This is a genomic window from Ralstonia sp. SA306, assembly GCF_054792405.1.
This window is the reverse complement of sequence record NZ_CP096451.1, coordinates 2,962,488-2,980,049: the sequence shown is the minus strand read 5'-3', so window position 1 is coordinate 2,980,049 and position 17,562 is coordinate 2,962,488. Positions and strand designations below refer to the sequence as shown.

13 protein-coding genes are annotated in these 17,562 nt (G+C 57.5%); 7 read left to right on the top strand and 6 right to left on the bottom strand.

All coding sequences use genetic code 11. The features are described from left to right. The first annotated feature begins 316 nt into the window (after window positions 1–316). The 7 genes from M1D44_RS14140 to M1D44_RS14110 all read left to right on the top strand — a co-directional run bounded on the left by M1D44_RS14140 (window position 317) and on the right by M1D44_RS14110 (window position 10,675). A complete protein-coding gene (locus M1D44_RS14140; protein WP_439004592.1) occupies window positions 317–1,552 on the top strand; it encodes a hypothetical protein in 1,236 nt (411 codons plus the stop codon). A gap of 325 nt (window positions 1,553–1,877) precedes the next feature. Continuing rightward, window positions 1,878–3,080, top strand: a complete 1,203-nt coding sequence (locus tag M1D44_RS14135) for an AAA family ATPase (protein ID WP_439004611.1) — start codon at window positions 1,878–1,880, stop codon at window positions 3,078–3,080. A gap of 449 nt (window positions 3,081–3,529) precedes the next feature. Continuing rightward, window positions 3,530–3,919, top strand: a complete 390-nt coding sequence (locus tag M1D44_RS14130; protein ID WP_439004591.1) for a hypothetical protein — start codon at window positions 3,530–3,532, stop codon at window positions 3,917–3,919. A 294-nt stretch (window positions 3,920–4,213) separates the two neighbouring features. After that, window positions 4,214–4,990 (top strand): metallophosphoesterase, encoded by a 777-nt coding sequence (locus tag M1D44_RS14125; RefSeq protein ID WP_439004590.1) that lies wholly within the window; start codon window positions 4,214–4,216, stop codon window positions 4,988–4,990. A 390-nt stretch (window positions 4,991–5,380) separates the two neighbouring features. Then, window positions 5,381–6,355, top strand: a complete 975-nt coding sequence (locus M1D44_RS14120; RefSeq protein WP_439004589.1) for a DUF4123 domain-containing protein — start codon at window positions 5,381–5,383, stop codon at window positions 6,353–6,355. A gap of 11 nt (window positions 6,356–6,366) precedes the next feature. Continuing rightward, the gene (locus M1D44_RS14115) at window positions 6,367–9,951 is read left to right on the top strand and encodes a T6SS effector BTH_I2691 family protein (protein WP_439004588.1); all 3,585 of its coding nucleotides are present in this window, start codon (window positions 6,367–6,369) and stop codon (window positions 9,949–9,951) included. Window positions 9,952–10,036: 85 nt separating this feature from the next. After that, complete coding sequence (locus M1D44_RS14110) at window positions 10,037–10,675, top strand: hypothetical protein (protein ID WP_439004587.1); 639 nt, start codon at window positions 10,037–10,039, stop codon at window positions 10,673–10,675. A gap of 115 nt (window positions 10,676–10,790) precedes the next feature. On the opposite strand, the gene M1D44_RS14105 is transcribed toward M1D44_RS14110, so the two are convergent. The 6 genes from M1D44_RS14105 to M1D44_RS14080 all read right to left on the bottom strand — a co-directional run bounded on the left by M1D44_RS14105 (window position 10,791) and on the right by M1D44_RS14080 (window position 17,075). Continuing rightward, window positions 10,791–11,678, bottom strand: a complete 888-nt coding sequence (locus M1D44_RS14105; protein ID WP_439004586.1) for a hypothetical protein — start codon at window positions 11,676–11,678, stop codon at window positions 10,791–10,793. A gap of 334 nt (window positions 11,679–12,012) precedes the next feature. Next, window positions 12,013–12,741: a hypothetical protein gene (locus M1D44_RS14100; protein WP_439004585.1), complete on the bottom strand. Its 729-nt coding sequence runs from the start codon at window positions 12,739–12,741 to the stop codon at window positions 12,013–12,015. 1 nt (window position 12,742) lies between these two features. Then, window positions 12,743–13,225, bottom strand: coding sequence for a hypothetical protein (locus M1D44_RS14095; protein ID WP_439004584.1), 483 nt, complete (start codon window positions 13,223–13,225; stop codon window positions 12,743–12,745). 507 nt (window positions 13,226–13,732) lie between these two features. Then, the gene (locus tag M1D44_RS14090) at window positions 13,733–14,614 is read right to left on the bottom strand and encodes a plasmid partitioning protein RepB C-terminal domain-containing protein (protein WP_439004583.1); all 882 of its coding nucleotides are present in this window, start codon (window positions 14,612–14,614) and stop codon (window positions 13,733–13,735) included. Continuing rightward, the gene (locus M1D44_RS14085) at window positions 14,611–15,507 is read right to left on the bottom strand and encodes a plasmid partitioning protein RepB C-terminal domain-containing protein (protein ID WP_439004610.1); all 897 of its coding nucleotides are present in this window, start codon (window positions 15,505–15,507) and stop codon (window positions 14,611–14,613) included. The genes M1D44_RS14090 and M1D44_RS14085 overlap by 4 nt, the downstream gene beginning before the upstream one ends. Window positions 15,508–15,509: 2 nt before the next feature. Beyond that, window positions 15,510–17,075 carry a recombinase family protein gene (locus tag M1D44_RS14080; RefSeq protein WP_439004582.1) on the bottom strand — a complete coding sequence of 522 codons (1,566 nt, stop codon included), beginning with the start codon at window positions 17,073–17,075 and terminating at the stop codon, window positions 15,510–15,512. Between the last annotated feature and the right edge of the window lie 487 nt (window positions 17,076–17,562).

The following is a 17,562-nucleotide window of genomic DNA, read 5'->3' as shown; positions in this document are numbered from 1 at the left end:
GTCCAACCCGGGTTGGCTGGATTGCACCGAAGCCCACCTCCCTAAGGCGCACGGGATTGCCCGCTGGTGTCCACGCTGCCTTGCTGAAAGTGATTGCTATTGGCATGAGAATTGGTACACGGGGCCTGCCGCATGCTTCAAGCATCGATGCTGGTTGTCGTCGATATGCTGCGGTTGTCGACGCATGTTGCGCTGGAACCGAACTCGCTTTGCAGCTTGTGCATGTGGCGCTCTACTACGGGACGCGCCCATAGTTCCATTCTCTGCTGAACTTCAAGATCTGGTCGATGAGCAACACGATACGAGTACGGGGAGATTGGCGCTTGAGGAGAAATGGCATGTCGCTCGATTTCTTGGTGCGTTGTACAGCTTCGGACTTGGCGGAAAGCCGCTAAAGAAGGCCTCGCGACAACGCGAGAACGTCGAGCAGAGGTTTGTCACCGTTGGTGCATCGCTTGTAGCTGATCGATTAGCTTGCTTCGAATTGTTTGATCGCCTTCGTGTGTCTCAAACAGGTGAGAGAAACGTGCCATTGCTTTCGGAGGCCTTTCCGCAACTCCTCACAATGCTTCGCAAGCAATTGAGTGAGGTAGAAGGTCAATGGGTGCGGGACGCATTGAGCGACTACGTCACACATTCGGCGCACAACGGATCGCCAGTGATTTGGGAGCGTCAAGGAGTCGGCAAGCGGAATTCGTGCAAACCATATGACGTGCAGAGAGCACGAAATCCGGCCGTCACTATCATGCTCAAGCGAACGGGCACCACAGTGCCGGTCAGGCGAACTCGTACCGGGCGGCGGAAGTTCGTAATCAGCTCCGCAGAGCTGCAGGGTATCCGGGACGTGCAACGATCTCGGGTCCACCTGAAAGCCGCTGCTCGCCATGCGGGAATGTCAGTTGGGCGTATGCGGGCGCTGGTAAACGCCGAGCTCATCACTTCAAGTCAGGGGCGAATCGACTTGAGATCCGTGGATCGCCTACTTGGCAACATTGCGACGAATGGCGCTGGCGATATCGCGGCTTTTGATGATCCGATTTGCCTTACCGAGGCCCTGCGTCTGTATGTGCCTGTTAGTGGGTCAGCTGAATTCTTTAGAGCCCTCGTGGAGAAGGGGATCGAGCTCGCCTCGGAACCTGGCAAGACGCCAGCATTGCGCAACATCTTCATCGATCGCCGCAAAGCGAGTTGCATCGTACGAGGGCTGGCCGAAACCGGCTCTCCAATATCGGTTGTCGAGGCAGCTCGCCTGCTTGGTGTAAAGCAGGAGGTGATGTACCACCTCGTCAACAAAGGTCTGCTCAAGACACGCGCGGGAAAGCTGGGGCGCCGGACCGCACGGGTCGTCGACTTTGGTGACCTGCGGAATTTCACCGAGCAGTTCCTACCGTTAATTGCTGCGGCGAATGGGGCAGGGATTTGTGCTCGCGACGCGCCTAATTGGGCGAGGCGACAGGGCATCGAGATCGTGACAGGTCCCTTGGTCGACGGTGGTCGGCAATATTGGATTCGCAGGCCGGACTGCGTCGGACCATCTCAGGGCCCGAGATAGGAGGCGAGTTACTCGAACGGCTTATGTTGTTGTGGACGAACAAATTTTCGGGAGGTGGGGCCTGAGTGACAAGCTCGCCAATCATTTCGCTTTGGATGGACTATCCTGAATACGTAGCAACCCACGTTATCAAGTATCCGTCATGGCTGCCTTGAGTACCTGCGTCAGGCACAACCGGACCTCACTAGTCCGGCTCGGCAGCGTTGCGTTCGCCCAGCCAAGGCGAAGCTCCACGCGAATAGTTGGCTGACCCAACAAAGGTCTACCGAGCACAACCAGATTGTGCAGTTGCGGCCCCAAGCCGCCTATCGTATGGAGAAACATGATGTCTGCTCCTGGACAGCCCTCAGAACATCCCGCGGGGTTCGCGCCGTTGGGTGATCTCGCGTTGCATCGTTGCCTCAACACGTGGCGCTTGCTGATTCCATCGGACGCCCACTCCGCACTTGCCGCGGAGCGGCAGATTAAGCAGGAGTTCGATGACCCTCCGGAAAGCGCAGCCGAGTCGTCCCGGGAGCAACCAACGACTGTTTCAACAGAAGAAGTAGCGCCGGCACTTCGGCGCGCCAGGCCAAGACATGTTCGCGTGTTCAAGCCGGAGGCGTTGGAGCAGGCCATCAACAACTTACAGGCCGCTGGACGCGAACAGGCGAAGTATGCGCGGCCTCTGTTAGAGCGAGCCAGTGGTAATGAAGGCTACCGTGCCTTACCTCGTGTTCGTCCAGCGCAGAAGAAGTTGGAACTGGCGCAGCGACTCTTTGCAAATCTGCGTGAGCCCATTCAAAAACTACGGATCGACTTAACCCTGGCCAGTGCGATGCGTACTGATGATTTCCGAATCCGGCCCGTGCTGCTGACAGGGGTTCCCGGCGTTGGCAAAACGCATTTCGCACTCAGGTTGGCAGATGCATTAGGTGTTTCAATGCAGAAGTGGGCTGCCGGGAGCGCGCAGGCAAGCTTCCAACTCGTGGGCGGCGACAGCGGTTGGCGTCACGCCCGACCTGGGATGGTGGTGGAGTTACTCGCCAAGAGTAACTCTGCGACGCCTGTCCTCGTGCTTGATGAGGTGGACAAAATCGGCGGTGATGGCAACTACCCGGTCCTCCCGGTGCTGCTGGATCTGCTTGAGGGCGAAACGGCGCGCAAGTTCGAAGACGCATTCTTTCGAATGGAATTCGACGCTAGCCGCATCATTGTTGTGCTGACGGCCAACGATCTTCGTGCGGTGCCGACTCCGCTGCTGAGTCGAGTCGAGGTGTTCGATATTCCCGCGCCGGAGCCTGAGCAGCGACTGCAGATCATTCAAACGGAAGTCGAGCGTTTGCGGCGTACGACGCGCAAGCGTATCGAGTTGGATTCTCGTGCTGCGCAAGTGTTGGCGGAACGTACCGACATTGACCTGCGCCAGACTCACCGTCTGTTGGCTGACGCTTTTGCCACAGCGCTGGCGGCACGGAAATTCATTGCCACGCCGACGGTGCCGGCGCGCCTTGGGCGGCAATCGATCGGTTTCGTAACCAAGGGGTAGATTTTTGGTGGCGGTGGTTGCGACGGCGGGAAACCAGCGCTGATCTCGCCAGCCAATGGTTGTCTAGCGGCAGGTCTGATTGAGGGACCGTGTATGCGAGGGAGACACAAGACGTCACGTGCAATTCGCCGGCCCACTACCAGGCTTCTGGATCCGGAGGATGGCAGCGGGGATCGCATTTTGGAGATTCCCGATGCGGTGATGATTGCTATGGGATGGAGCCTGGGCGACACCCCCGTGGTGACCCGAAAGGGCGTCGAAATTCGCCTGCGGAAAGCACGCAGATCTCGCTCGCAAAAGAAGTCCCATCGATGATTCTGTTCCTCGGCTATGACAGCGTGCTGCACCCGGGTGAGGTGTTGTACTACGAGTGCGCAAAGCCCATGTCAACGCTCGCACACCAACGTTGCTGCAACGGTCGCACGATATAGAAATTGGAGGGCACCGCAATGAAGCCAACATACAGGGAGCGACAGCAACTCAGAGAGGAGTTTCCCGGTGATGTCGACAGGATGCTGCTATGCCTGAAAGACGCCGGTTTCACGACAACGGACGACGAGGTGGTCGGAGCCTGGGCGGAGTATTCGGATGACAACTTTGCGGGCTGGTTGGAGCTTCCGGAGTCCGATGCGACCTTACGAGAGATTCTGCTGAAGTATCTGCCGAGTGCGAGATCACGCGCTGCTTGGCGCATCACAGGAGTTGACGCAGCCGACGGAAGCGGCGACCTGATCATCCCGCTTCCTTCCGATCTTTTTGAACAGATGGGGTGGAAGGTCGGTGATGAGTTGTCGATCGAAAGAGTGGATTCCGACACCTTGCTACTGCGGCACATCTAGTTCGCGCTCTGCTCTTTGGCAAGCTCCTCATTGGGTTCAACAAAGAAGCCATTCGTACGATCTGCATGGATCGCCATGCAGATCCTGATGTACCCATCGGAAACCCTGCAGACCGAACACGAGTGAGTCGAGAACCTACTGGCTGCCGTTCTTTTTGATGCGGAAAGCGATATGGTCCAGTGGGAAGCGGGACAGCTCGTTACCGCCCCGAAGGTACCGAGGCGTGTTGGGAGACAAACGATCGGCTTCGTAGCGAACAGTAAATCCGACGAAAGGAGCGAGGAGCGACCGGTAATGAATCTCCTGATCCTCAGTGACCTCCATCTCGAATTCTCTTCGCTCGACATAGACACTACCGACGTAGACGTCGTCGTGCTCGCCGGTGACATTCACCTGGGCACCCGGGGTGTGCCGTGGATTGAAGCCCAAAGTCATGGCCTTCCTGTCATTTACGTGCCTGGTAACCACGAGTTCTACAAAGGCGAGCACAGTCGAGTGCTTCGAGATCTGCGCGCGGCGTGCGCGTCGACGTCGAACATTCACCTGCTCGACATGGACAAGATCGCGATCGGAGATGTGGAGTTCTTGGGCGCCACGCTGTGGACCGACTTCGCTCTGTACCGCGGCACGGAATTTGCCATGCGTGCCGCTGAGAGCTATGCAGCGGAAGGTATGAGTGACTTTACTGGTGCCATTCGCTTCGAAACACGGGGAGTGTTCAGAAAGCTCCGGCCGGGGGATACGGTGCGGATGCACGTCGCTGCGCGCCGATGGGTGGCCAATGAGCTGATTCTTCCGACGCAGCGCAAACGGGTGGTTGTCACTCACCATGCGCCTTCGAGGCGAAGTGTATCCCCACAGTATCAAGGCGATCCGCTCACGCCGGCATATGCTAGCCACATGGACGATGTGGTCGAGTTGGCCGATCTATGGATCCATGGTCATATGCATGAAAGCTCTGACTACCCTATGGGGGCATGCCGAGTTGTCTGCAACCCGAGGGGCTATGCCTCGAAGGGAAGGAATGCTGAGAACGAATCCTTCGATTCCAGATTCATTGTGCAACTATGAACTCGTTGACTTCGACTCTGCCTATTTCGTCCATGCTCGGTTCGCCCAACTGCATGAACAGGCGCGTTCCCAAGCCCCGACGCTACCTGTGCTTCGTAAAACCAGGAGGCAAGTCATGGCGACAATTGGCGTGCACCTGCACACGAGCGTCATATAGTCCGCCGTCAGCTGGAACCCATTGAGACAGCAGACCGACTGGCCCTTCGCCTGGCGGCATTGAGTAGCCCAAGAAATAAATGCGCTGATAACGAGATGTAAAAAACTCTCAATGCTTGGCGTCGCAATATTAACGTCCCTCGCGACCGAGAAGCGGGCACTTCTTCTAGCATGTTGGACTACGGTCGGTTTCCGCTGCGAAGCCGACCAACTCTCCGAAAATGACGGAGTCCCATGCAAAACGCCGCTTTCCGACAAGAGGTGTTGCAACACCTGACCGCCCTGCGGGCCCGATGGCCCGATGGCAACCTCCACCTGCTTTACGTGCCGGGCACCGAAGACCCTCTTCAGTTGCTGACCGGACATGCGCGCGTGCAGGCAATCGCCCGTGACTTGCTGCAAGTTGACGCCGACGAGGCGTTCCTGCCTCACGTCATCACTCTCGATTGCCGTAAGGTCGCCGCCTACCTGCTGGAAACAGATCCAGCCTTAGATGATCCGTTGTTGGAGGCCAGCATTGCACTGGCGGCCGAGGGCATCATCGGCAACGATGGCCGCGCTCACGCTGTGTGTGGTTGGCTTGCCAGTCCCGACGACGCCAGCACTATCGCCCGACGCCTGGGGCAGGCTGCGCATCGATTCGATTCAGGCGCTCGCCGAACGGTGCGGGTGCGCTGGCACGACCCGCGTGTGCTGTCACACCTTTGGCCTGAGCTTCCCGCCCTTCAACGCACTGCGCTGTTGGGCGCGCAGTTGGCATGGGTAGCGGTCGGCGCCATGAGCCGGGTGACGGTGTTCGATGCCGAAGCGTCGGAAACCGTAGCCACCGCCAGGATGGCCACCCCATCAGATACAACGCAATGGACGCGACTACGCCACGTTGGCCTGGTCAACCGCTTGCTTGAACTCTGGCGCGAGCGGTTGCATGAGGCCGGCCAGACGCCGCCGGAAGATGCCATCGATGTTCTGCACAGACATGCCGCGCAGGCCTCGGCCCAAGGCCTGGACGGGCGTGACGCGCAAACCTACGTACTGCTGGCCGTCGAATTGAAGGCGGGTTTTGAACAAGACCCGCATTGGCGTGACGCCATTCACGCAGCCACTGACGCGCCCGGCACGTTAGAGGACCACGCCAACGCGCTGCCAGCTACGTTCTGGGAACGTTATACCGCCGCGCGAGTTTGGACTGGTGTAGCGATCAAGGTTTAAAGGAAAGAGACATGGCAGGGAATTCAGCAACCTCATCCCCAGGGGGCAAGCCGGCTCACATGCACGGGGCGGACTGCCAGCAATGCGGACGCATCTATTTTCCGCTGCTGCTCGTGCGGCCCACTGTTGTGGACATGCGTTATCAGGGCATCCTGAAGGAGTCCGACTACGTCTATGCCTCCAGCTTGGACTCGGAGTTCGGTGAGCTCAAGCGCGAAGGGACGGTGCCTGCGGTGCGCTTGCTGGCAGAGGGCTTTGTGCTTGTGTTCTACAAAGACCGGGGCAAGTGGGATCTCTGGCGTAGCTACAACGACGGCACGCTCAAGAAGTTGTTGGAGCAAGTCACGCCTGACGAGTACGCCAAGATGTCTGACGGGCTCAAGGATGACGCCAAGGGCTCCGTATGCGCCAGGGGAGCTTCGAACCTGCCGGCCGGGCTGATTACACTCGTTGGGCCCAACACGCAATCGGAAATCTGGTTCGCTTACACGCCCCACCTATGGGCACCGCAGGTGCTGCGCGACTACACCTCAGACAGCCACGGTAAGCGGGCTGAGCGCATGACGGAATTCAAGGCGAAAGCATGGCTCGACGACGGCACCCTGCCTAGCAAAGGCGCGATGCTCTTGAACACTGATGCCTTACTGCACAACGTGATCGAGTTCAATGGCGCCATACCAAAGACGGGCGCCGACCATGCTTCCATCCTGACGGCATTCGAGAACGCGCTTGTTCCTCTCACGACAGCCCGCCTCGGCAAGGCTCAGGCGATGACTCAAGCCGTTCGGGACATCGAAAAGACCGCCGGGCCTAAGTCGAAAGACAAGGCATTGATCCTCATGCTGCGGGACCCGATTGGGGTGGTCGCGGAGCACAACCAAATTCGGCTGATGGCATTGGAAGCCAAAAAGGCTTGGTCGGTAGGCGCGCCTGACTACAAGGGAATAGATGCCGACCCGCAACGTGCATGGAAGCTGCGTTCTAGCTTGCATGCCCAAACCATCGAAGGGTGGGCTATTGCGCAGGCGCGTGAAGAGGTGCGTCGCAACATCACGCGGGAAATGAACCGCAATATTCCGCCGATAACGGAAGAGGACTTCAAGAAGGGGGTAGCGAGCGGAGGGTTGCCGAAGGGCGCAACGTTCGAGCCCATTCCGTACCGAGATGTTGACTACAGCCGTATCCTGAAAGGCGAGCTACCGACAAGCACAGTCCGCTTGGATGATGAGGGGCGCCCCGTCCCGCAAACCGTGGGTTCTCATGACCATCCCGGGCAGCAGACCATACTTGGATATCGGCGAGTGCCTTCAGCCGAGGTCAAAGCTCTAGCGGACCGCCGCTATGGTGGCCAGACTGCCACAGGCCGACGAGACCGATATCGGGAAAAGCTGCGCTTCCGCGAGTTGTCGGACTGGCGCACCACCTATCAAAAAGCGAGCGACCGCTGGGATAAGGAATTTATCGCGAAGCGCGACTTCGACTATGTGGCCTGGCTGAAGAGCTCTTCGCTTGAGCTTGTGATGGGCCATGACTTTGACTGGAGCATCAATCTCAAGAACATTCAGTCATCGCTTGGCACGATTGCCCAACAGGTTGCAGACGTTGTTGCGCGCATTGTTGCTGTCGACAAGGCGTGCGGTGGCGGAGCACTGGGCGACGTTTCCGCCAAGGTGTTCGTGGCCATGCTGGATAAGCCGGTTGATGACCCGAAGAATTGGGCGGATCGTGCGCTGGTCGTCCCCTTCGATGCCGTCCAGGCCATCATGAGCGACCCCGGCAAGCGCAAGGACAACATCGAAAAGATTGCTGGTGTGCTGGAAGTCTCCCAGCTAGTTCGGGAACAACTGAAGGCGCATCAGGAGGAACTGGCACGTGCTGCCGAGAGCATCGCCGCTACAAAAGAGCAGGCATTGCATCTGGCTACGGCAGCGCTGGACGAAGCGAAGGCGAAGGTCGCAGGCATTCCAAAAACCGATCCTGCCAAGCTGGAGACCTACTATCGGTTCCATATCCGCACCCGTGTGCTGATGGCACAAGTAACGCACCCGGATGTCGCGCAGCCCTACGTAACCGTTCGGTTCAAGATCGCGCAGGGTGATGCCCTTGATGCAGTTGCGGAGGCTTTCAGCAAGGGCCAACTTGAAGCCACCATGACGAACAAGGCTGCCACTACGCGTGCCGAGCGGCGCGAGACCGGTCGCTCCTTGCGCAAGTTGGCGGGCCGTCCGGGCTTGGACGTGCCCGAGAGTTATCCGGTGATGATGACGCAGGAAACCCTCGCCCGAATACAAAAGCAAGCCGCACGTGCTGGCGAGGAGCTTGTAGAGGTCGTGCCTGACGATGTTCTCGGTGGGCTCAAGCAGCCGTTCAAGTTGCCCAAATCTTTGGCGACCAAATTGATTGGCGAACAGGCAACTGCCGGCCGTGCGACGTTGCAAGCTTTGATGGGCGAGAAGAGCCATGTCCTACGCATGCTGGCAGTGTTCCAGATCTGGGCACTACTTGTCTCGGTGAAGTCCTTGAAGAATGCGCAGGGCTACGAATACGTGGACGCGCTGATGAGCGTCTTCAGCTGCGTCGCAGGCCTGACCCAGGGTAGCTTGGCGGTATCCATGACGGCCATTGAAGTGCGGACAGTGGGTGCGGGGCTGAAGTTGGTCCCTCGTGCGGCTGCGAACCTGAACGCGTTGCGGCTCGCTAGTGGCTTGGCAGGCGCTGCAGGTTCGGTATTTGACGCGGTTGGGTCATTCGCGAAATATGCTGCGCGGAAAGACAGTGGAGATGCTCAGGCGGCAAACGAGTATTTCAAAGCGGGGTTGATGTTTGCGGGGTCGGCGGCCTCAATGGCACTAGGAGCGGGCGCTCTCTTCTTGGCGGGGATGGAGGGAAAGGCTGCGACTGGTCTGGCCCAAACAATCACGAGCCGGATCATTTCGGCCGCTGCGCTCGAAACTCTCGGCGCAGCACTCACCGGCATTGGCATCATTGTGGGCATTGTCGGCTTCGCTTGGTCGCTTTACGCGCTCTACATGGAAGACGACCTCAATGATGCGTTCCTCAAACGGAGTTACTGGGGCATCGGCGACCAACCCATCTCGTCATTCGGCGACCCGAAGGTAACGTCCAATGCTTCGCAGATTAGTGCGTGGGTCCGCAGAGGGCTGGACGAAGAAATGCAAGCGTTCTCCGGCCTTACGCTGGGTATCAAAGTCACCCTGGAATGGGCACGGGAAGAAATGGGGAAGCCGTCAGTCGCTGACGTCGTAAGCCCCATCTTCGTCGGAGGGTACAAGTATCTGACTCGCGGCCATGTGCTCAAGGCAAAATTGGAGAGCGCATCGCACGGTGATAATCGTCTTGTGTCTTGGACGATGACTGTGAAGGATGGCGCTGGCAAATCGTTGACGGGCTTGGCCGACAAGGACGTGTCGCTGCGTACCGACAAGGACAGTGGCCGTGATGTCCTCGAAATAGTTCTCCCGCTGGATGGCGATGCATATGAGCACGCCGCGCAGGCAGAGTTCAGCTACAAGCTGTACGAGCAGAATGAGAGAGCGAGCCTGAGTGGCGACACCATCAAGGTGAAGAAGGACTAGGCTGGAGGAAGCGTCGATGAGGGGCGTGTTTTCGACCACCTGCGGAGTTAGCGAACCCTCCGATGCCCGTTGCGGATAACGAACTATGAAGATGAACGAATTAGGCCCCGCGTTGACCTATACCTGGACCTCGCGAGATTCCACGTACAACATCAAATTCACTCTGGAGACCGATGGGATCGCAGTGGAAGCGCCGAATGGCGAGAGTTTCGAACCCTACACCGCCATCCGCGGTGTCCAGTTGACGCCAGCCATGACGAACTTCGGTCCAGTCACAGCTATCTGGCTGAACCGTAAACAACTCGGTCTGGCCGTCACGATCGCCGTTCGCGGGCCTTATCCTCCCGCTGATGCAGGCCAAGCGGCGGCCTATAACAACTGGGTCGAGGCGCTTCACACTACCTTGATCGATCGTCAACTGGCGCCACAAATCACGTTCCGCTGCGGAACGCACGTCAATCGATGGGCGTGGATTGCTTCCGCCTATCCTGCTCTCCGGGTGGGCGCCCTAGTCCTCGTTCCCATTGGAATTGTTGCTGCCATCGTGACGAGTTCATGGGCGTTTGCAATTACGTGTGTTGGAGGGGGCGCTGCCATGCTAATGATGCCGAAGATTGCTAAGCCGGACGTACCCGACGATCTTCGCCGGGTTCGTCCGTACTCACCGGACGCAGTACCGGAGGGATGCCTTGCAAAGGCGTTTGTCCGTCCTGAAAGCGTGTAGGAACCCCGAGCTAGATTTGTCTGCTGCGCATGCGCTGGCTGAACGTACCGACGTTAATCTGCGCGCGATCTATTGCTTGGTGGCAGAGACTCTTCCCCTCTGCGCCAGCGGAGGGCTACTCAGGCTTAGGCTTTTTCGCGTTTTGCCAAGAGGCATCCAGGGAGCTCCACGCGGGCACGTAACGGGCCTTGCCGGTATGCGCTGCCTTTTCCAGTTGGCGCAGCCAGAAGTCCTGCTCCTGTACGGTCATCTTGCTGAAGATCGCCTGCTCCTCGAGAGTCAGCAATTGGGTGAGCTGCTCAGAGCGGTCAAGCTCGCTATCCGACAAAGCTACTGTGGGTTCGGCTGTGGTGGAGAGCACCACTCGACCATCGATCCGGATCTCGGGGACTTCTGCCAAGTCGATGAAGCGGCCACGAAGCCAAATATGGCTGGGCGGGAAGAAAGAGATTTGATGGATCTGTTCGTAAGCTTCCTCTAGGGAGCGCGGCACATGATTCCCAAGGCGCCGAAAGAAGCGATAGTTCTGCAGGTCGTCCATGGCCGTCATGGTCAGATCTTCGGAGGACTCAGCTTCCATCGGCGTGGTGCCTGTAACGTCACCGCGGTCGCGAAGAAGGGCTTGCCAGAGATCTTCTGCTGCAAGGTGCCAACCATCCTCGCACTCCACATAGTCGCTTGTCAGCGAGAGTTGCTCCGCGTCTTTGACATCCATTGCGAAGACGAGCCCTCGTGCAAAGGCTTGCTGCGCTTCATGCGAGGCGGGATGGCTAACCCTGACCTCATCCAAAATACTCTTCAGCGAAGGCGGTAGGGATTTTCGTTGGCGGAGGTGGGTCGTTTGCTCAACGCATACCGTAACGTGTTTCCAATGCGCGTAGCCGTGTTCTTGCGAAACAACATCCAGCGCGACTGCAAGCGAGGTGCCGGTAGTCTTACGGCGCGTTTTTGCGAGGCGTTTGAGTTTGTCGGCGAGAGTTGCCGTAGTGGAGATGAACTCCATGATGCGCTCCTTCATGCTGCCGCGGATATACCCGGTGCTCACTGCCGTGCTCCGCGAAACATGGGAAGCTCAGAAGAAGGTGTTGACGTCGTCCCGGCGAACCGAGTGGGCCATGGTGAGCAGCTGGCGTCGACAAACGCGCGCCGCAATTATACCGCGTTGTCGCGTTTTTGAACTTCTGTGGATAGCGACTCAGAACTGAACGCTGCCCATTTGAAATACCTGATGGTGGACGATTCACCGCATCCGTCCGCCTCCTTTTCCAGAGCTCATCTACCGCGTGATAGTGCTAGATCTCGGCAAATCGTGTCCGCACTCCTATGTCAGTAACGTGCTAGGAGATAAAGGGAACGCAATGTACGTAAACGCCAACGTGGTCAATGTGCTGTTGGTACATGCTGATGCCCGCCGCCGATGACACCAAGTAGATGGGAGAGGGCGGGGCTGCTGGCACTGTGCTGAGAAGCCAGGGCACAGCTGACCGCTGGTGTTCTCTTCTTAGGTAGGCTGTCTCTCGCCGAAGGCCCAGCGCCTCACGAACGCTTTCCTTCTGTGGCTTGAAGTGTTTGCAGCTGAAGCCCGCAAGCAGATCGGTGTGAGACGGGTAATTGCGGACATTTGGACGGAAGATCGCAACGTCAATTTCGTGCTTGCCAGATGGAGGGATGGCCTTGGCACCAGACAGCGACCAACTGACAGTTGTCACCTGTACAGATATCCAAGCCTCCTGTACGACAGTCCCTCGAGGAGCGTCCAAGAGTTCGAAGTAGCTAAAGGTATTTCTGTCGGCCTTGGCCGGACCACCAGCAAGGGTCAGTGTGTTAGCGACTACGTTTTGAACGCGAATACGTCCTGGTCCATAGTGGGCAGTGTAGCGATCCAATACATCCGCGAGCACGACCAGTTCGAACAGCTTGGATGCAGATTTAGCTTTGCTCAGGGTCTGTTTCGGGGCGCCCGCTGCAAGCTCCAGCAACTTGGTAACTTTGTCATTAAGACTTGCGCTGGCAATCTTAACTTTGCTGCCTACTGTTTTGCCTTTGGACTTAGTAGTGCCAGCCATGTCAGTAATCCTCGCCTCGGTTGGGTGCGCTCTGCTCTGGCCACTTAGGAAGTCCGATCAAATGTGATTCGAATTCCTCCAATAGTGCGGTGTTAGCCTTCGATAGTCTTCTAGGCCGTTCTGGAAGATGTTGTGAGAGTGTTGGGTGGCTGTCCGCGTCGCGATTGGCAACATCGAATACGCGTACATCTTCTATTGACTCACCGGCGAGCTCTGATAGGCGACCCAGTGTACGGTTAAGTGTCTGGCGGTTTGGAGGCTTAGCTAGTGATAAAAGTGTGGTGATAGCATCCCAATACTGAACCTCGATAGCGGCCTCGCGCTGCCCTATCGGAATCTCCTGCGCTGGCGCTTCGAGGCTGAGCCGTTGACCAAGAGCAACCAAAATCTCCTCGTTCTTGCCATGGTATTCAACGCAGAAACGTCTGATCGTTTCAATCGCAGCCCGCATTTCTTCTGGGTTGGGAGGTTCTTTCTCGTTCACGGCCACCACCAGTCGGATAATGATTTTGTATTGTGACTTGATGCCTTTGATTGCGCAATTGGGGTGGGCTTAGATTTCGCTTGTCAGGATGTTTTCATCATCCGCCATACTGGTTTGTCGCCAGACGGATGTTGATGAGCGACCTGGGTCGATCTTGTGAAAATGTCAAATTTTGGTCGGTTTTCACAATCGCTCCCTAGATGTAGGCTGGCATGCTGTGATATTTGAAATTAAATCCATAAATCCTGAGAGAAAAAATGGCAAGCGAAGCTGAAGCGCTCCGGAGGTTAATCCAAATTCTTGATACACCAGTTTCTGCATAACTTCGCGTGGCAGCAATAGAGGGGCTCGGCATAGCAGGTGGTGATGTGGTGCGTGAAAACCTCATCCGAGTGCTTGATCGACCGGCTTCGGTCGAAGTGCACGCGGCCGCTGCTCGAGCGTTTGGGTCGAGCGACGCATCGTTGAACTGATCATGGATATCGCTCGAGTGCGGTGGTCAGTGTGCTATTGCTCGAGAGAGACAACATCACGTATCAACTCAAACTCGCGCACAACGTCTGGCTGATGCTGCTTTAGGTATGCAAGAGCTGGTTCGCATTCCAGGAGCTTTACAAGGTATCCCTTGGTCAGAACAAGATTCAGTACATCTTGGCCGTAGGTTTGCTCGACGAGCTTGTACTGTTCCTGGAGGTTGCTCATCTCCCGCTCCATCTTCGCCATCTGTTCCTGCGTTACACCTGTTAGCTTGGCTGGTTTTCTACCGTTCACGAGGCGAGAGGCTGGGGTCGCGACGAGTAGAGCCTCTGCGTAAGCTACGGTAACGTTGTTCGCGGCGATCATCAACTCCACGCATTCGACCTGTCGCGTCGGCCTCATCTTTCGGATCGCTCGTGCCACCTCCGGTGAAAATTGCCTGTCTCGCAGCAACTCGACAGCCTCAGGGCAAATGCCTTCGAGCAGATTCATTTTCTTGACGATCTGGGTGATATCAACGGACAAAGCTTTCGCAAGGCGCTCCAGCGAGACGCCGCGCTCAATTGCGCGCCGGATCATGAAGTGTTCCTGAATGGTCGAGAGCCTGTTGATGCGATTGTTGTAGGTGTATGCCTCGTCATCAGTGGCGACCAGACAGGAGGCGTTGTCGTGGCCTAAGTCACGTAGCGCAAGAAGTCGAATATGCCCGTCCAACAAAATGTGGTTGCCCGACTGCTGATCGACCGCTGTCACGGTTAGCGGCTCTATCAAGCCGACTTCACCGATGGACGAAAGAATCTGCTTGAACTTTCGAGTGGTCGTTAGACCCGCCGGAGTCCTACGGGAGGGAAGGATGCGCGGCAATGGAACGGCAAGCGGCTCAGGCACAAAGCCCAGAGTCACGCTTGTCATGGTGAGCTCCCCGTGGGCCAGACGCGTTCGGCAAGGTACTTGGGTAGTGTGGTCAGCGACTCCGCTCGCAGCAGATTCACGAAGTTCTCGTCAGCGAACAGTTGTCGAAGTGCCCCGACTACAAAGAGGAGTCGCTGCTGGGCGAATTCAGCCTTGCGAACCATCGCTTTCTGTCGCTCCACCTCGCTCTCGTAGGTTCGCACGAGACTCGAACTTGTCACGTCGTCTCGTCTGCCGCTCATGTAGCGTGACGCCGATCTCCCTAGCGTGTGGCGCCGCTCAATAACCCGCCTAGCGTTAATCAGTTGCTTCCCACGTAGCTTTCCTGATTCGTAGGCTTCCTGCAGCGCTGCTTGGATTGCGCTATCGTCATCGCCGGCTCCAACAATGGCGAGGGCTGCCGTGAGTGGAATCGTTCCTTTCTCCACCGCAATCAGCAAGCGCTCCTCCCCATGCTGGAGCAACGTTAGGACTCCCTGCACATAAGCCGTCGTCAAGCCCGTCTTTTCTGCGATCTTCTTGGGTGTGTAGCCGCTGTCTCGCAACTGCCGGATACCGGCTAGCAGTTCGAGCGGGCGACATTGTCGTCTGGCGATATTCTCCGCCAAGCTCATGATGAAGGCGTCCTCGTCGCTGACGTGGACCACCATTGCGGGAATAGTCGCTTCCCCCAGTGAACGAAATGCCTTGAGGCGTCCTTCACCGCAGACAAGAAGAAATTTTTCGCTACCATCCGCGGCGGCTCTCGGTGTGACGGTGATCGGTTTTTTCAGGCCGATAGCCTTGATGTTCCCTACGATCTCGTCGAAGACCTTGCTGTTCCGTTCGCGAGGGTTGATCACGTCAATGCGGTCGATCGGAATCATCCTGATCTCGCCGGGCTGGCTCAGCATGCTCACGCTGCTCTCCTGAGTTTTGCGCGCTCGGCCATGTAATACAGATAGTCCAGAGTATCGAAGCGGTAGCTCTCATACTCGATGGCGTTGCGCTCTGCCAAGCGGATGCCGGGGCGGGCAAAGTCTAGGCGTGGTAACAGGTAGTAGTCCAACGGCGTGTCATTCGCTATGTTCAAGCGAACGGCCACCGTGATGTCCGGCAGCAAGCTTGTGTCGAAACGCACCTTCCAGTGGTACCCACCATTGGTCCTTGTCTGGCAGCGCGACAGAACGATAGATGCGGTGAACTCCCTGTTGATGTCCAAAAGATCGGTCGCCGGATCTCGTGCAACTGCGCCACCCAGGTCGGCAATGGTTTGCTCCGTTTGAGTGACGATCTTCGGGTGTAGTCGTCGCAGGAATCGGTTGATCTCCAAATACCGATAGTCCCGATCTGGTGTGAATCCCACCGCTTGATAGGCCCGTATCAGACTGCCGAAGTGATACGCGTAGACTGCAGAAGATGGCATGCCCTCTGTCTCGTCGATGACGAGACCGGAAAGAAAGCCGCGGTTTCGATAGAGGTTGCGCAGTCGCTCAATCAATTCCTCGCTGCTATATCGTCGGGCGCGCGCCCGCATGATGCCCTGAGCGGTGTAGAACACGTCCGGTGCCACGATGGGCTCAAAAGCGCTGTCCTTACGGATCCACATGTCAGGGGCATTTACGACGCGAGCGCGTTTGAGCTTGCATGACACACGGTTGTAGACGTTGTTGCCGATGTATTTCTCGTTGGTCAGCACCTCCCTGACAGTTGCACGAGTCCAGTCGCGGTCCGAATCCGTGCGCACATGCATGCTGTTCAATCGCGCGGCGATGTCGAACTCGTTCATGGACTCATCGATGAACCAGTTGTAAATCAGATTGACGATGCGCACCTCGCTTTCCGGACCAGGTACCAAGACGACTCGATCAGTCTGCAGACTCTTACGTTGACCGCGGCAGAGTTCCGCCTTCACAAGACCGTGCTCATCGACTAGTACGCGACGCAGACCAAAACCGGCGGGGCCACCTTGCCTGAAGCCCAGTTCGATCAGGCGACACTGTCCGGCAAAAACCTTTGCTGAGAGCTCGCGGCTGTACTCGCCCGCCATTGCACGTTTGACGCCTTTGACGATCGTCGAGACAGGTGAGCCATCGTTATCGAACTGTTCTGCGCAATAGATGACCTGGATGCCAGCGCGTCGGCAGATGTACTCGTAGTACGCGCTCTCGTCTGCATCCTGGAAGCGTCCCCAACGGCTGATGTCATAGACAAGGATCGCTTGGAAGTCTGGGCGACCGGCCGTGACATCTCGGATGAGGCCTTGTAGTGCCTCCCGTCCGTCGATCCGCAGGCCACTCTTGCCTTCATCGGCGTAGGTACGGACAACCTCAATACCTCGTGAGGCGGCGTACTCGCGGATCTTGTCGCATTGGTTTTGCGTCGAGTACTGCTGATGCTCGGTCGACATGCGCACGTACTCCGCAGCCCGAAGCGCTGAAGGCGCGATCGGCGTAGTGCTGGTGTACGGATCGATTGCCATGGCGGAGCACCGGCTAACGAGTGGCGTTGCTCTTCCATGTCGGGAAGCAAGGTTTGCTCCCCCCGGGGCAGCGCACAAGACCAAGTTAGCAGGTGGCCGCAGACCATGCCTCACATCATCTCTTTGCAATCAGCTCTTGAAGGCGCGCGCGGTGGCGGCAGCACTACGATCTGTACCCTCCAGACGTCCATCTTTGCAATTCCATCTTCCGACGCGCGCTGGAGCACATAAGTGCCTGAAGGCAGGAGAGTTTGTGGAGTTGACGCGTACATCTTTGCAATCGCTCGTCGTCGATCGTTTCTTGCCCGTTGCAGAACCCGATTGCGCTCGGCATAGGCCGGATGGGTTTTGCGATAGCTGCGCCAGTAGTCGCGGTGACGTTGCGCCCACCTGACTCGAGCCCTAGCTTGGTTGTCCCGATAGTCGGTGTCCGCACTGAGCTGCCGTTTCTGCCATCGCCGTCGGCGTTCACGCTGGCACGAGGCGG

What these genes read in the sequence shown, in the direction of transcription:
- M1D44_RS14135 (WP_439004611.1), top strand. Translation starts at nt 1,878, where the DNA reads ATGTCTGCTCCTGGACAGCCCTCAGAACATCCCGCGGGGTTCGCGCCG.
- M1D44_RS14130 (WP_439004591.1), top strand. Translation starts at nt 3,530, where the DNA reads ATGAAGCCAACATACAGGGAGCGACAGCAACTCAGAGAGGAGTTTCCC.
- M1D44_RS14125 (WP_439004590.1), top strand. Translation starts at nt 4,214, where the DNA reads ATGAATCTCCTGATCCTCAGTGACCTCCATCTCGAATTCTCTTCGCTC.
- M1D44_RS14120 (WP_439004589.1), top strand. Translation starts at nt 5,381, where the DNA reads ATGCAAAACGCCGCTTTCCGACAAGAGGTGTTGCAACACCTGACCGCC.
- M1D44_RS14115 (WP_439004588.1), top strand. Translation starts at nt 6,367, where the DNA reads ATGGCAGGGAATTCAGCAACCTCATCCCCAGGGGGCAAGCCGGCTCAC.
- M1D44_RS14110 (WP_439004587.1), top strand. Translation starts at nt 10,037, where the DNA reads ATGAAGATGAACGAATTAGGCCCCGCGTTGACCTATACCTGGACCTCG.
- M1D44_RS14105 (WP_439004586.1), bottom strand. Translation starts at nt 11,678, where the DNA reads ATGGAGTTCATCTCCACTACGGCAACTCTCGCCGACAAACTCAAACGC.
- M1D44_RS14100 (WP_439004585.1), bottom strand. Translation starts at nt 12,741, where the DNA reads ATGGCTGGCACTACTAAGTCCAAAGGCAAAACAGTAGGCAGCAAAGTT.
- M1D44_RS14090 (WP_439004583.1), bottom strand. Translation starts at nt 14,614, where the DNA reads ATGACAAGCGTGACTCTGGGCTTTGTGCCTGAGCCGCTTGCCGTTCCA.
- M1D44_RS14085 (WP_439004610.1), bottom strand. Translation starts at nt 15,507, where the DNA reads ATGCTGAGCCAGCCCGGCGAGATCAGGATGATTCCGATCGACCGCATT.
- M1D44_RS14080 (WP_439004582.1), bottom strand. Translation starts at nt 17,075, where the DNA reads ATGGCAATCGATCCGTACACCAGCACTACGCCGATCGCGCCTTCAGCG.